Source organism: Enterobacter sp. 168J2, assembly GCF_034107265.1.
Lineage (GTDB): Bacteria > Pseudomonadota > Gammaproteobacteria > Enterobacterales > Enterobacteriaceae > Enterobacter > Enterobacter nematophilus.
Map to the genome: position 1 here is coordinate 680,079 of NZ_JAWNEB010000001.1, position 14,464 is coordinate 694,542.

Sequence of the window (14,464 nt, forward strand, 5' to 3'; positions counted from 1 at the left end):
TGTTTTGCCGGGTAAGCGTCAGCGCCACCCGGCTAAAAAGGCTACGCCTGCGTTTCCAGCCAGTCTGCCAGCGTATACAGCGTTGCGCCTTCGGCGGCCATATCCATAAACGCCTGAGCGCTGTCCTGCGGTTGGATGTTCACCCCGCGACAGCCGTCGGTGATGACGCTAACGGTATAACCCAGCTGGAGCGCGTCCAGCACGGTAAACTTCACGCAGTAATCCGTCGCCAGACCCAGCACGATCAGCTCCGTGATTTCATGGTGACGTAACCACGCGTCCAGCGCCGTCTTCTGGCGATGCCCGTTATCAAAAAACGCGCTGTAGCTATCGATAGCCGGGTTTTCACCTTTATGGAACACCGCGTCGATGGCCTTCTGATTCAGGAGCGGGTGCAGCTCCGCGCCTTCCGTCTGCTGCACGCAGTGATCCGGCCAGAAGGTTTGCGCCAGCCCGTCGAGTTCACCCTGGGTGAAAGGCTCGACGTTGTGCTGGCTGGCAAAGCTGCCGTGGTTCGCCGGGTGCCAGTCCTGGCTTGCGACAACCGCTTCACCGCGGGCTTTGCACCAGTCAATCAGGGTATTTGCCACGTCAACGGTGCTGTCACCTTCGGCGACGGCCAGCGCGCCGCCCGCGCAGAAATCATTTTGCAAATCGACCAGTAGCAGGGCGCGTTGCTTCATGAGAGCTCCTTATTCGTCCGGGGTCAGCTCGCCGCGCAGGTTTTGCATCATCGCGCGGCGAATGGACTGAATGTCCAGATCCTGACTCAGTAAATAGTGAAGTTTAGTCAGCGTCGCCTCAACGGTCATATCGAAGCCGCTGATCACCCCCGCGTGCGCCAGCGCGTTGCCGGTGGCATAGCCGCCCATGTTCACTTTGCCAGACATGCACTGGGTCAGGTTCACCACCACAATTCCGCGCTCGCTGGCTTCCTGAAGCTCCTTCAGGAATTCGCCGTTCTGCGGGGCGTTGCCGACGCCATAGGAGCGCAGGATCAGCGCCTTAACCGGCTGGCGCAGGAAGTTGCGCACCACGTCCGCGGAGATGCCCGGATAAATGGTGACGACGCCAATCGGCTGCGGGGTAATCGGGTGCACAATCAGCTCACCGGCGGTGTTCGGCGCCGGAGGCGTTCCCAGTCGACGGATATGAATACCGGCTTCCAGCAGCGGCTGCAGGTTAGGTGAGGCAAAGGCGTCAAAACCGTCGGCATGGGCTTTGGTGGTGCGGTTGCCGCGGTACAGACGGTTGTTAAAGAACAGCGACACTTCGTTGATCGGGTAATTTGCCGCCACGTACAGGGAGTTCAGCAGGTTGATTTGCCCGTCGGAGCGCAGCTCCGCCAGCGGAATTTGCGACCCGGTAACGATAACCGGCTTGCTCAGGTTCTCCAGCATAAAGGAGAGCGCCGAGGCGGTAAACGCCATGGTGTCGGTGCCGTGCAGGATCACGAAGCCGTCGTACTGGTCGTAATGGGCTTTAATGTCATCCGCGATGTGCTGCCAGTCTTCCGGCGTCATGTCGGAGGAGTCCATCAGAGGCTCGTACTCGTGGATGGTGAAGTCAGGCATTTCCGGACGGTGGAATTCAGGCATCAGCGCAAGCTGACGCTGCAGATGGCCGGAGACGGGGATATAGCCATTTTCAGAGCGCTGCATACCGATGGTACCGCCAGTGTAGGCTACATAAATCGATTTCTTCTGCATGGTAGTGAGTTCTTGTTCTTCAAAAGAAAAAAATCCCCTCTTCACGGGAAGAGGGGACGGTTTTTAACGGACGTTAGCGCAGGTCAGGCAAAACGCGTAACGACTTTGTGGATCGTTAAAGGCCGCGAGCTTATCGCTTTCCGCCTTCATCGCTTTCGCCGCCGTGGCAACCGGGGCCGGCAGGTACGCCTGCAGCGCCTCCGGCAGCATGGCGCGAACGGAAACAGACATGCTGTCCATCACCATATCGAAGAACGACGGCTCGTCCTGATAATACTCAATATGCCACTGCTTGAGCTTCGCCAGTTCGGCGGCTTTCTTCACCGCGTCGTCGAAGTCGCCCAGGCTGTCGACCAGACCGTTACTCTTCGCATCCTGTCCGGTCCAGACGTGGCCCTGTGCAATCTGGTCGATCTGTTCCGGCGTCTTCTTACGCGAGTCGGCAACCAGCGTGATAAAGCGCTTATAGCCATTCTCAATGCTCAGCTGCATCATCTCTGAAACTTCCGGCGGCAGGGATTTGGTCATCGACACATCCGCCAGCGGTGACGTGGAAACGCCATCGGTATGCACGCCCAGATAATCCAGACTGTTTTCCACGGTGTTAATCACCCCGAAGATGCCAATCGAGCCGGTCAGCGTGCTTGGGTTCGCCACAATGTAGTTGGCAGGCGTAGAGATCCAGTACCCGCCAGACGCGGCCATGCCGCCCATGGATACGACGACCGGCTTGCCGGCGGCACGCGCCGCGGCCAGCTCGGCGCGGATCACCTCGGAGGCGCTCACGCTGCCGCCAGGGCTGTTGACGCGCAGAACAATTGCTTTCACTTTCGGGTCAAGGCGCGCGTCGCGGATTTGCGACGCGGTAGTATCACCGCCGACGTTACCCGGCGTTTCCTGGCCGTCCATGATGGCGCCGTTAGCAAAGACCACGGCTACGCTGTCGCCGCTGTCGTCCGGCTTTTTCGCTGCATAGTCATACATGCTGATGGCGCTGTAGTTTTTGTCCTCTTTGCTCCAGCCAAACTGTTTGGTCAGGGCTTTTTCGATATCCGCACTGGTGCCCAGCGCGTCCACCAGCTTATTGTCGAGCGCATATTTCGCCGTATCGCCGTCGACCTTACGCAGTCCGTCCAGCACGCCACGAGCGCCAGGGAACACCTGCTCAGCGGTAATTTGACGGTTAGCGGCAACGGTGCCGAGATAGTTCTGCCACAGCTCGCCAATCCAGCGGCTGTCCGCTTCACGGGCGGCAGGAGACATATCGTCGCGGATAAACGGCTCCACGGCAGATTTATAGGTGCCGACGCGGAAGACGTGGGTGGTGACCTTCAGCTTGTCGAGCAGCGATTTGTAGTACAGGCCGTTGGTGGCAAAGCCGTGCAAATCGACCGTCCCCTGCGGAGAAAGCCAGATCTTATTGGCGAAGCTCGCCAGATAATATTGCCCCTGGCTGTAGCTGTCGCCCACGGCAATCACCGGCTTGCCGCTGTCGCGGAACTCGCGCAGCGCTTTACCGATGTACTGCATGGAAGGCTGGTCGCCGCCGGCAAAATCTTTCAGATCCAGCACGATCCCGGTGATGTTTCGGTCGTCTTTGGCCTGACGGATGGTATCGACGATATCGAACAGGGAGTTCTCCTGCAGGCGGTCTGACGTCGCGCCAAACAGCTGGCGGCTGATAACCCCCAGACGGTTGCTGGTGGACGGTTTATCAACGATCACGCCGGTGATATCGAGTAACAGGGCCCCGCGAGTCGAATGCTGCGCCTGATTCGCGTTGCTGATATGCATCCAGATGCCCGCGCAAACCAGAACCAGCAGGATGAAGAAGATGTTCATCACCAGGTTGCGGACGAAGTTGAGCAGTCGCCACGTCCATCTAAAGAAACCGGCAAAGATTCGCCAAAGGGTTCGCATGTATTCTCCCTAACCAGAAAATGACTGTTTCCGTCGCCACTGGACGGTAATGTTGGGTTATCGTAATGACCCAACCGCCACTTGTCAGCAGGAATCGCCTGCCAGGCTGTAACAAAATCTGCCGTCGTGTTAATTTTGTGAGTAAATTTCAAGAAAGGAGTTAACCAATGGATGCACTCGAACTGCTTGTTAACCGTCGTAGCGCGTCACGTCTGGCTGAACCCGCCCCTGCGGGCGAGCAGCTGGAAAACATTCTGCGTGCCGGCATGCGTGCCCCGGATCATGGCACGCTGCAGCCATGGCACTTCTTTGTGATTGAAGGCGAAGGCCGCGATCGTTTCAGCCAGCTGCTGGAGCAGGGGGCAGTTGCCGCCGGGCAGGATGAGAAAGGTATCGACAAGGCGCGTAACGCGCCGTTCCGCGCCCCGATGATTATCGCTGTCGTGGCGAAATGCCAGGCCGACCATAAGGTGCCGGTCTGGGAGCAGGAAATGTCTGCCGGCTGTGCGGTGATGGCGATGCAGATGGCCGCCGTTGCGCAAGGTTTTAACGGTATCTGGCGCACCGGTCCGCTGACCGAGAGCGCAGCCGTGCGGGCAGGGTTCTCCTGCGGTGAGCACGACAAAATTGTCGGTTTCCTCTACCTCGGCACCCCGCAGCTTAAAGCCTCCAGCACCATTAGCGTGCCGGACACCACGCCTTTCGTCAGCCGTTTTTAATTACACGCGCTAAACTGTCTGGATTCTGAGCATCCGCCGCAGAATTCAGACAGTCATACTTACCTCTTTATGGAATGAGCGCTACCATAGCGCGATTGAGATGACAGGAGACGTCCATGAGCGAGCAAACCATTCGTTTAACGCAGTACAGCCACGGAGCCGGTTGCGGTTGTAAAATTTCCCCGAAAGTGCTGGAGACCATTCTGCACAGCGAACAGGCGAAGTTTGTCGACCCGAACCTGCTTGTCGGCAATGAAACGCGTGACGATGCGGCGGTTTATGACTTAGGTAACGGCACCAGCATTATCAGCACCACTGACTTCTTTATGCCGATTGTCGACAACCCGTTCGACTTCGGGCGCATCGCGGCCACCAACGCCATCAGCGATATCTTCGCCATGGGCGGTAAGCCGATCATGGCGATTGCCATTCTGGGCTGGCCTGTCAACACCCTTCCACCGGAAATCGCCCGCGAGGTGATTGATGGCGGGCGTTTCGCCTGCCAGCAGGCGGGGATTGCCCTGGCCGGCGGCCACTCGATTGATGCGCCGGAGCCGATCTTCGGCCTGGCGGTCACGGGCGTGGTGCCGACCGAGCGCGTGAAGCGCAACAGCACCGCGCAGGCGGGCTGCAAGCTGTTCCTTACCAAGCCGCTGGGCATTGGCGTGCTCACCACCGCCGAGAAAAAATCCCTGCTCAAACCGGAGCACAAAGGCCTGGCGACGGAAGTCATGTGCCAGATGAACCTCGCCGGCGCGGCGTTCGCCAATATCGACGGCGTGAAGGCGATGACCGACGTCACCGGTTTTGGCCTGCTGGGGCACCTCTCTGAAGTGTGTCAGGGTGCGGGCGTGCAGGCGCAGGTCTGGTATCAGGACGTGCCGAAGCTGCCGGGCGTGGAAGAGTACATTGCCCAGGGCGCGGTTCCGGGCGGTACCCAGCGCAACTTCGCCAGCTACGGTCACCTGATGGGCGAAATGCCAGAGGCGTGGCGCAACCTGCTGTGCGATCCGCAAACCTCCGGCGGCCTGCTGCTGGCGGTCACGCCGGAATCCGAAGCCGAGGTTCAGGCGACCGCCGCCGAGTTTGGCATCACCCTGACGGCGATCGGCGAGCTGGTGACCGCGCGCGGTGGCCGACCGATGATTGAGATCCGTTAATTCGATGCGGTTGTTTATTGCCGAAAAGCCAAGCCTGGCCCGTGCCATCGCCGACGTGCTGCCTAAACCGCATCGCAAAGGCGACGGCTTTATCGAATGCGGCAACGGGCAGGTGGTTACCTGGTGTATCGGTCACCTGCTTGAACAGGCGCAGCCGGACGTCTACGACAGCCGCTACGCCCGCTGGAACCTCAACGATCTGCCCATCGTGCCGGAAAAGTGGCGTCTTCAGCCTCGTCCGTCCGTCACCAAACAGCTCAACGTTATTAAGCGTTTTCTGCATGAGGCGACGGAAGTGGTCCACGCGGGTGACCCGGACAGAGAAGGGCAGTTGCTGGTGGACGAAGTGCTGGACTATCTTGAGCTGGCGCCGGAAAAGCGGCAGCAGGTGCAGCGCTGCCTGATCAACGACCTCAACCCGCAGGCGGTTGAGCGTGCCATTTCGCGCCTGCGCGCCAACAGCGAATTTATCCCGCTGTGCGTCTCCGCGCTGGCGCGCGCCCGAGCGGACTGGCTGTACGGGATCAACATGACCCGCGCCTACACCATCCTCGGGCGTAACGCGGGCTATCAGGGCGTACTCTCCGTGGGCCGCGTGCAGACTCCAGTGCTGGGGCTGGTGGTGCGTCGCGATGAAGAGATCGAGAACTTCGTCGCCAAAGACTTCTTTGAAGTGAAAGCGCACATCGTCACGCCAAAAGACGAACGCTTTACCGCCGTCTGGCAGCCGAGCGATGCCTGCGAGTCGTATCAGGACGAAGAGGGACGTCTGCTCCATCGTCCGCTGGCGGAGCACGTGGTCAACCGCATTACCGGCCAGCCGGCCATCGTTACCAGCTATAACGATAAACGGGAATCAGAACCCGCGCCGCTGCCGTTCTCCCTTTCTGCTCTGCAGATTGAGGCCGCGAAGCGCTTTGGCCTCAGCGCGCAGAACGTGCTGGATATCTGCCAGAAGTTGTATGAAACCCACAAGCTGATCACCTATCCGCGCTCGGACAGCCGCTATCTGCCGGAAGAGCACTTTGCCGGACGCCATTCGGTGATGAACGCCATCGGCGTCCACGCGCCGGATCTGCTCCCGCAGCCCGTCGTTAACCCGGACACCCATAACCGCTGCTGGGACGACAAAAAGGTCGATGCCCACCACGCGATTATCCCGACGGCGCGCGCGAGCAGCGTCAATCTGACCGATAACGAAGCGAAGGTCTATAACCTGATCGCCCGTCAGTACCTGATGCAGTTCTGCCCGGACGCGGTGTTCCGCAAGTGCGTCATCGAGCTGGAAATTGCCAAAGGCAAGTTTGTCGCTAAAGCACGTTTCCTCGCGGAAGCGGGCTGGCGCACGCTGCTGGGCAACAAAGAGCGCGATGAGGAGAACGACGGCACGCCGCTGCCGGTAGTCGCTAAAGATGACGAACTGCTGTGCGAGAAGGGCGAAGTGGTTGAACGTCAGACCCAGCCGCCGCGGCACTTCACCGATGCAACGCTGCTGTCGGCCATGACCGGGATCGCCCGCTTTGTGCAGGATAAAGATCTGAAGAAGATCCTGCGCGCCACCGACGGCCTGGGGACGGAAGCGACCCGAGCGGGGATCATCGAGCTGCTCTTTAAGCGTGGTTTCCTGGAGAAAAAGGGACGCTACATCCACTCAACGGAACCGGGCCGGGCGCTGATTCACTCTCTGCCGGAACTGGCCGCGAGGCCGGACATGACCGCGCACTGGGAATCGGTTCTGACGCAGATCAGCGAAAAGCAGTGCCGCTATCAGGACTTTATGCAGCCGCTGGTGGGGACGCTTTACCAGCTGATCGATCAGGCGCGCAGCACGCCGGTGAAGCGATTCAGAGGAATGGTTGCGCCAGGGGCGAGCAAAAAACCAACGTTTAAACGTAGCGGGAAAAAACCGCGGGCAAAAGACAATCATGCCGAACAGCCCTCATCCTGAGGGCTGCTCATCCCGGCAGAAGGGCGGTGTTTAATCGTCCAGCGCGCCATAGATCTGATCAACTATCCAGCCGTAGGTTGCCGCAGGCAATAATCCGCTGACAAAAACATTCGGATTTGTTTTGGGATCGGCAACCGGCGAGTGGGGCCGGTTGCCCAGGATTGCAATCGCCATTTTCTTGACGGGATCGATGGCCGTGAGCGTGCCTGTCCAGCCCGTATGACCATACGTTTGCGGGCCGGCCAGCACGCCAAAGGTGGGCGTCATGGATGAATTGCCGTTAACCCGCCAGCCCAGACCAAAGGTAGCATCTGCTGCTGAGCTACGGGTAAAGGCATCTACCGTATTCTGATCGAATAACGTTACGCTGCCGTAATGGCCGCCGTTAAGCATGGTCTGCATCAGGACGGCGATATCATGCGTATTCGAGAACAAACCCGCGTGACCCGAAACGCCGCCCATGGAGTACCAGGCTTTTTCATCGTGTACCTGGCCCCACAGGGTGGAGGTACGAATATGGGGGAAGCTGATGACGCCATCGCGAGTGTTACCGTTCAGTTCCGTGGCGGCAATCTGCTGCGGCTTGAACCCCTTCGTTAAGGGATTAAATACCGTGTGCTTCAGGCCGAGAGGATGGTAGATATGCTTTTCGACATAGGCGTCAAGCGGCATGGCGGTAACGGCCTCAATGATAAAACCCAGGATCATGTAATCGACGTCGCTGTAGACATGTTTTGAACCAGGCGGGTAATCAAGCGGCGTGCGCGTAATCATTTTCAGCGTGGTCTGTTTATCCTGTGAATACAGGCGGCCCGCAACGCGCGCGTTTGGATACTGCGGATCGGCAGGGAAACCGGCCGTATGATGCAGGATATCAATAATGCGCAGGGACTGTTTACCCTTAATCTTGTCTTCAGGCGCATCGGTAAACCCCGGAATGTACTTCGCGACAGGATCGTTCACGTTAATTTTGCCTTCATACACCAGCTTCTGTAGCGCAAAGTTTGTGGCGTACATTTTGGTGTTGGAGGCCAGGTCGTACAGCGTATCCGTTGCGGCCCTGATGGGATGCGTATCCAAACCAGAACCCTCGTATTTTTTGGCGTAGCCCCAGGCTTTCTGCAAAACGATTTGATTGTCTTTTATCACCACGACATTCATACCGGGATAACCGGCATCGACCTGCTGCTGGATCCAGCGGTCCAGCCTGTTTAGCTTTTCAACATTAAAGCCTGCCTTTTCCGGCGGCGCACTGGTTAACACCGGATAATCAGCTGCCAGTGTCGATGCGGATAACGCAATCAGAGACGCAAAAATCATACAAAGTTTCATCATTGTTCCTTCAATGTAGGTCCACATTTTTGTACGCAAAGCAGGCGGCCATAATAAACCTGCTCGACTGTAAAAAATTATGCCTGGGTCATAAAGGGGAATGACGGGCGACGGACCTCAATTGCTGCCGGCAATCATCCCGGCGACGGCCATCACGTTGGCAGGTGGTTGCTGATGGCGGATCTGCTCCGCCATAAACCGCATATAGGGATCCATATGGCTGAACATGGCTTTATAGCCAGCGCAAAGATGGTTGTGCCAGCGTTGACCGCTTTTATGGATACGGTGCTTAGGACACCCGCCGTGGCATGCGAAGCGCCAGTCGCAGCGCATGCACTCTGCACAGACGGCGGTTTTCGCTAAGCCAAATTTCCGCTGCTGTTTGCCGTGGGCCATTTTTGCCAGGCTATCCCGTCGCAGATTGCCCAGGCGGTGTTCAGGATAAACGTAGTGATCGCAGCTGTAGACATCACCGTTTTGCTCAACCACCAGCCCAAAACCGCAGGATGACTGCATCACGCATAAAGAGGGCGTTTCCCCGAGCCACGCGGCAAGGGCGCTGTCAAACAGCTGGACATACACCTGGCCCACATCGTGCCGAACCCACACGTCGAAAACGCCGTTAATAAACGTTCCCCACTGCTCACCGGATACTGACCACTCGGTAACTTTTCCTCCGCATAGCGACTGCGGATAAAGCAGTTCACCGTATTTCTCCCCTGGCGTCCTTTGCTCGACGGCAGGGATAAACTGCACAAATTTGGCCCCCAGCTCGCGGGTGAGAAAAAGATAGATTTCCTGCGGATGCTCGGCCGTGACGTTATTTACGACAGCCAAAACATTCACGTCGACACGGTGCTGCTGTAGCAGCGACATCGCGCGGACAACCTTGTCAAATACTGAGCCTCCGCTGCGGGTTTTGCGGTAGCGATCGTGCAGCCAGGCGGGGCCGTCAACCGATAATCCCACCAGAAAATGGTTTGCGGCGAGGAACGTGGCCCACGCTTCGTCGATGAGCACTCCGTTGGTCTGAATGCTGTTCGTGATGCGCTTCCCGTCCGCATATTTTTGCTGCAGCCGCAGCGCCTGCTCGTAAAACGCGATGCCCGCCAGCGTCGGCTCGCCGCCTTGCCAGGTAAATTCCACCTCCGGGCCCGGATTTGCCGCTATGTACTGGCGGACAAAGGCCTCAAGCGTTGCGTCATCCATGTGTCTCGACGGCTTGCGGGGCTGAAGCGTCCCGTGTTCTTTTTCCAGATAAAAGCAGTAGTCGCAGGCGATGTTGCACTGATAGCTCACGGATTTGGCCATCAGATGAAACGGACGGTTCATTCGGGCTCCTTAGCCTTTGAGAAAAAAGGTGATGCTGTTCACTTTTCTCTCACTGGGTTTTGACATTATAAAAAAACGATCGAAATATAGATTTCATATAAACACGAATAACATGAAATATAAACTTCATTTCGCCAATATCAGGGGCTTTTATGAGCAAATTGTTTGCGGGCGCACAAAATCTGGGTAAGTCGTTTATGTTGCCAATTGCCGTTCTTCCCGCGGCCGGGCTGTTGCTGGGCTTTGGTGGCGTCTTTACCAATCCGGTCACGCTTGCGACCTATCCGATGCTGGACAGCACGCTGTTCCAGACCCTTTTTACCGTCATGAAGCTATGCGGCAGCGTGGTGTTCGATAACCTTTCGCTACTGTTTGCGGTGGGGATCGCGGTTGGAATGGCGCGAAGCGACAAAGGGACTGCCGGGCTGGCGGCGGTGCTCTGCTACATCGTCATGAATAAGGCCATTAACGCCTCGCTGCTGCTTTCAGGCACGCTGGCGTCAGATAATCTGGCCGCAGCGGGGCAAGCGAACGTCCTTGGGATCGTCAGCCTGCAAACCGGCGTGATGGGCGGCATTATGAGCGGGCTGCTTGCCTGGTGGGTGCATAAACGCTTCGGTAAAACGGCGTTGCCGGATCTGCTGGCCTTTTTTAGCGGCTCGCGCCTGGTGCCCATCCTCAGTTCGTTCTTCGCCATTTTTCTCGGCGTGGCGCTCTTCTTTGTCTGGCCGCATATTCAGGCAGTCATCAGCCATCTCGGTGGGCTGGTGGAAAAAACAGGCTACGTGGGGACATTGTTCTACGGCATGATCCTTAAATGCCTGATCCCGCTCGGCCTGCACCACCTGTTCTATCTCCCGTTCTGGCTGACCAGCGTGGGGGGAGAGGCGGTGGTTAACGGTCAGGTGGTGCAGGGGACGCAGAAAATTTTCTTCGCCCAGCTTGCTGACCCAGCGGTCACCCAGTACTACATTGGCGTGTCGCGGTTTATGGCTGGCCGCTTTGCTGACTTTATGTTTGGTCTGCCAGGGGCCGCACTGGCTATCTACCACGCCTCTCGGCCGGAGAACCGTAAAAAAGTCGCCAGCCTGATGCTTTCCGCCGCGCTAACCGCATTTGTCACCGGCATCACCGAGCCGCTGGAGTTTGCGTTTATGTTTTGTGCGCCACTGCTCTACGGTGTTCACATCGTGTTAACCGGCGTGGCATTTATGTTGACTCATATCCTGCAAATCACCGTCGGACAAACCTTCTCCGGCGGACTTATCGACTTTCTGCTGTTTGGCGTGCTTCAGGGCAACGCCAAAACGAACTGGCTGCTGATGCTGCCGCTCGGTGCGGTGATGTTCTGCCTCTACTACTTTTCCTTCCGCTTCCTGATCCAGTGGCGACAGTTGAAGACGCCTGGCCGTGAGCAGGACGAGGAGGCCGTGGAGGCCGCCATTGCAGGCAATGAACGTGCCGCAGGGATCGTGCGCGCGCTGGGAGGACGCGACAATATCGTCGACGTGGACTGCTGCGCCACGCGACTGCGCGTAACGGTGAAGAATGCAAAAGAGGTTGTCGTTGATGACTTTAAACGGCTCGGCAGCCGCGGCGCCTTTATTCGTGGGGAAGGGGTGCAGGTGGTCTATGGGCCTCATGTCACCCTGATCAAAAACGAAGTCGAAGAATTTATCGGTTCATAAAGAGAGACGTCTTATGAAAGCAGTTATGTTGATGTTCGACACGCTAACCCGCCATCATCTTGCCCCCTATGGTGGCGAGGCGATTACCCCCAATTTCACCCGGCTTGCGCAGGCATCGGCGCAGTTCGACCGCTTTTACGTTGGCAGCATGCCCTGCATGCCCGCCCGCCGGGAGCTGCATACCGGCCGCTATAACTTTTTGCATCGCAGCTGGGGACCACTGGAGCCGTTTGATTTCTCTACCTTTCAGGCCTTACGCCAGGCCGGGATCCATACGCATCTGGTTACCGACCACAAACATTACTGGCGGGACGGCGGAGCCACCTACCATACCCGCTACTCCACCTTTGAGTTTATTCGCGGTCAGGAGGGGGATTGCTGGAAAGGTCAGGTCGAGAAACCGACCATTGCCTGGCAGGGGCTAGAAGATGAAGACACGCTGCGCAGGCGCAGCGGGCGAATGACGCAGGATCTGATAAACCGAGCCGCGATGCCCGCGCAGGAAGATCACTATACGCACCGCACTATCCAGGCGGGGATGGACTTCCTTGAGGTTAACCAGCACCAGGATAACTGGTTCCTGCAGATCGAATGCTTTGATCCTCACGAGCCGTTTTTTGTCCCGGAAAAATACCTCGCACAGTATGGCTGTAGTGCCGATGAGTTCGACGGCTGGGTTCCCTATTATTGCGGTGCGCCCGGCGGGCAGAACGACGAAAAGGTGAGGAAGTTTTACCAGGCGCTGGTCACCCTGTGCGACGACTATCTCGGGCAGGTGATGGATAAACTCAAGGCGCTGAACCTGTGGGATGACACGCTGTTTATCGTCTGCACCGATCACGGTTTCCTGCTCGGCGAGCACCAGTGGTGGGGCAAAAATATCATGCCGGTCTACAACGAAATCGCCAACACGCCGTTTTTCATCCGCGATCCGCGCAGCCGCAGCTACGGGGTGAGGCGGCAGGCGCTGGCGCAGACCATCGACATACCGGCCACGCTGCTCGACTATTTTGATGTGCCGCCCCCGGCATCAATGACCGGGCGGCCGTTGCGCGAGGCTGTCGCGCACGACGCCCCGGTACGTGACTACGCCCTGTTCGGCTACTTTGGCGGTCATATTAATATCACCGACGGCGATTACGTCTATATGCGCTGCCCACGAGAGGAGGGTAAAGGCCGTCTGTATGAATACACATTGATGCCCGCGCGCATCGACAGCATGTTTAACGTGAGTGAACTGCAAAATATCGCTCTCCATCCGGGGTTTGACTTTACGCAAGGCGCGCAGGTAATGCAGATCCCGGCCACCTTTGGCTACCTCAATCCGTGGCGCTTCGGCGATAAGTTGTTTGATCTGCGAACCGATCCGGGGCAGACGGTTTCGCTGGCAGACGGTGAAAAAACGCTGCATTACGCGCAGGCGATGCGCGAGATGATGCAGGCGCACGATGCGCCTTCGGAACTGTATATCCGTTTCGAACTGGACGCGATCGGCGCCGCGCGCGAGTCGGCCTTCGCCGAGCGCTGGTCACGGCTGAATCTTCTGGCCGAGTGCGAGCATCATGGCGTGGAAGAAGCCCTGCGTTTTATCCTCCGCGCTGGGCAGGCTCAGGGGATTTCCCACGACGTCCTGCTGGGCCACCTGCCCGAAGGGAAAACAGTCCGCGAGGCCGAGATTTTTTCCCTCATCGACGCCTTTTTTAAAGGGGATCCGCATCGGGCGCTGGTCTACCAGATCCGATTGTTATTAAGGACAGCGTAACGCCATGTGGACGGTGGAAAACGAGCACTTTACGGCAACGGTACGGGCATCCGGCGGCGAGCTGGTCAGCCTCTGGCACAAGCAAATGCGCACAGAACGGTTATGGCAGCCGCAGGCGGCGGTCTGGAACCATACGGCCACGCAGCTTTTTCCGGTGGTCGGGAGGCTGATACACGACGGACTCTGGCTGGACGGCCAGTTCTGGCCGCTCCCGGCGCATGGTTTTCTTCGGGAGCAAACGTTCTACTGTGTTGACCAGAGCCCGGACAGGCTGACGCTGGAAGCCTGTTCCACCCCGCAGGCGCGCAAACAGTGGCCGCGCCGTTGGCGGGTGCGGCTGGCGTTTGCCCTCGAGGCCTCTGGACTCACTTTTCAGCAGACGGTGATCAATGAGGACAGCAGAACGTTGCCTTATTCGGCTGGCTGGCATCCTGGCTTTGCTCTGCCCGTTGCTTCCCGCTCCGGGTGGTGGGTGGAGTTCAGCCCGGCGGTGAGCGGCCCGTTCTTTACCGATAATCGCACGCTAAAAACAGACGGGTCTCAGCGGTATGTCACCCGCTTTGCGCTGGCAGGGACAAGCTTCGCAGCAGGGGCTGTCTATTTTGGCGACTGCCAGCACAGGGTGATTCGCGTTCGTGCCCCCGACGGCACGCTCGCCTTAACGCTGGAGACCGGCGAACAGCCCTGGCTGGCCTTGTGGGGCGTGCCGGGAGCGGATTTGCTCTGCATTGAACCGCTCGCTGGCACCACCGATGCCCCGGATGCTGACGGGCAGACCGTTAACAAGCGCGGCATGCAGCATCTGCCCGCCGGAGAAAGCCAGACTTTTACCGTCCGGTTACGCTTTGCGGTGGACGCATGAGCGGGGGATTGCCAGAATACGGGCAGTCTTTA

The 14,464-nt window shown here is 58.1% G+C and carries 11 protein-coding genes; 6 read left to right on the top strand and 5 right to left on the bottom strand.

Annotated features, from left to right (window positions below):
* Positions 1–41: 41 nt before the first annotated feature.
* The 3 genes from pncA to sppA form a co-directional block, all read right to left on the bottom strand.
* Positions 42–683: a bifunctional nicotinamidase/pyrazinamidase gene (pncA, locus tag USG84_RS03350; protein ID WP_063437674.1), complete on the bottom strand. Its 642-nt coding sequence runs from the start codon at positions 681–683 to the stop codon at positions 42–44.
* A gap of 9 nt (positions 684–692) precedes the next feature.
* Positions 693–1,709, bottom strand: coding sequence for an asparaginase (ansA, locus tag USG84_RS03355; RefSeq protein ID WP_028012774.1), 1,017 nt, complete (start codon positions 1,707–1,709; stop codon positions 693–695).
* Between the two features lie 63 nt (positions 1,710–1,772).
* Complete coding sequence (sppA, locus tag USG84_RS03360; protein ID WP_151413206.1) at positions 1,773–3,629, bottom strand: signal peptide peptidase SppA; 1,857 nt, start codon at positions 3,627–3,629, stop codon at positions 1,773–1,775.
* Between the two features lie 167 nt (positions 3,630–3,796).
* Between sppA and USG84_RS03365 the strand changes: the two genes are divergently transcribed.
* From USG84_RS03365 to USG84_RS03375, 3 genes are all read left to right on the top strand, one after another.
* The gene (locus tag USG84_RS03365) at positions 3,797–4,348 is read left to right on the top strand and encodes an NAD(P)H nitroreductase (RefSeq protein ID WP_045261605.1); all 552 of its coding nucleotides are present in this window, start codon (positions 3,797–3,799) and stop codon (positions 4,346–4,348) included.
* A gap of 116 nt (positions 4,349–4,464) precedes the next feature.
* Complete coding sequence (selD, locus tag USG84_RS03370) at positions 4,465–5,508, top strand: selenide, water dikinase SelD (RefSeq protein WP_061098526.1); 1,044 nt, start codon at positions 4,465–4,467, stop codon at positions 5,506–5,508.
* 4 nt (positions 5,509–5,512) lie between these two features.
* Positions 5,513–7,456, top strand: coding sequence for a DNA topoisomerase III (locus tag USG84_RS03375; protein WP_320738158.1), 1,944 nt, complete (start codon positions 5,513–5,515; stop codon positions 7,454–7,456).
* A gap of 30 nt (positions 7,457–7,486) precedes the next feature.
* On the opposite strand, the gene pbp4b is transcribed toward USG84_RS03375, so the two are convergent.
* Positions 7,487–8,788, bottom strand: coding sequence for a penicillin binding protein PBP4B (gene pbp4b, locus USG84_RS03380; protein ID WP_151413271.1), 1,302 nt, complete (start codon positions 8,786–8,788; stop codon positions 7,487–7,489).
* A gap of 117 nt (positions 8,789–8,905) precedes the next feature.
* Complete coding sequence (locus USG84_RS03385; protein WP_061098523.1) at positions 8,906–10,120, bottom strand: anaerobic sulfatase maturase; 1,215 nt, start codon at positions 10,118–10,120, stop codon at positions 8,906–8,908.
* A gap of 152 nt (positions 10,121–10,272) precedes the next feature.
* Here USG84_RS03385 and USG84_RS03390 point away from each other — a divergent pair, with 152 nt between their 5' ends.
* From USG84_RS03390 to USG84_RS03400, 3 genes are read left to right on the top strand one after another with little or no spacing between them, the layout of a single operon-like run.
* Complete coding sequence (locus USG84_RS03390) at positions 10,273–11,808, top strand: PTS transporter subunit EIIC (protein ID WP_253541597.1); 1,536 nt, start codon at positions 10,273–10,275, stop codon at positions 11,806–11,808.
* Between the two features lie 13 nt (positions 11,809–11,821).
* Positions 11,822–13,570: a sulfatase gene (locus USG84_RS03395; protein WP_253541600.1), complete on the top strand. Its 1,749-nt coding sequence runs from the start codon at positions 11,822–11,824 to the stop codon at positions 13,568–13,570.
* Positions 13,571–13,574: 4 nt separating this feature from the next.
* On the top strand, positions 13,575–14,432 hold the full coding sequence (locus USG84_RS03400) for an aldose epimerase (protein ID WP_151413207.1): 858 nt from the start codon (positions 13,575–13,577) through the stop codon (positions 14,430–14,432).
* Positions 14,433–14,464: the final 32 nt, after the last annotated feature.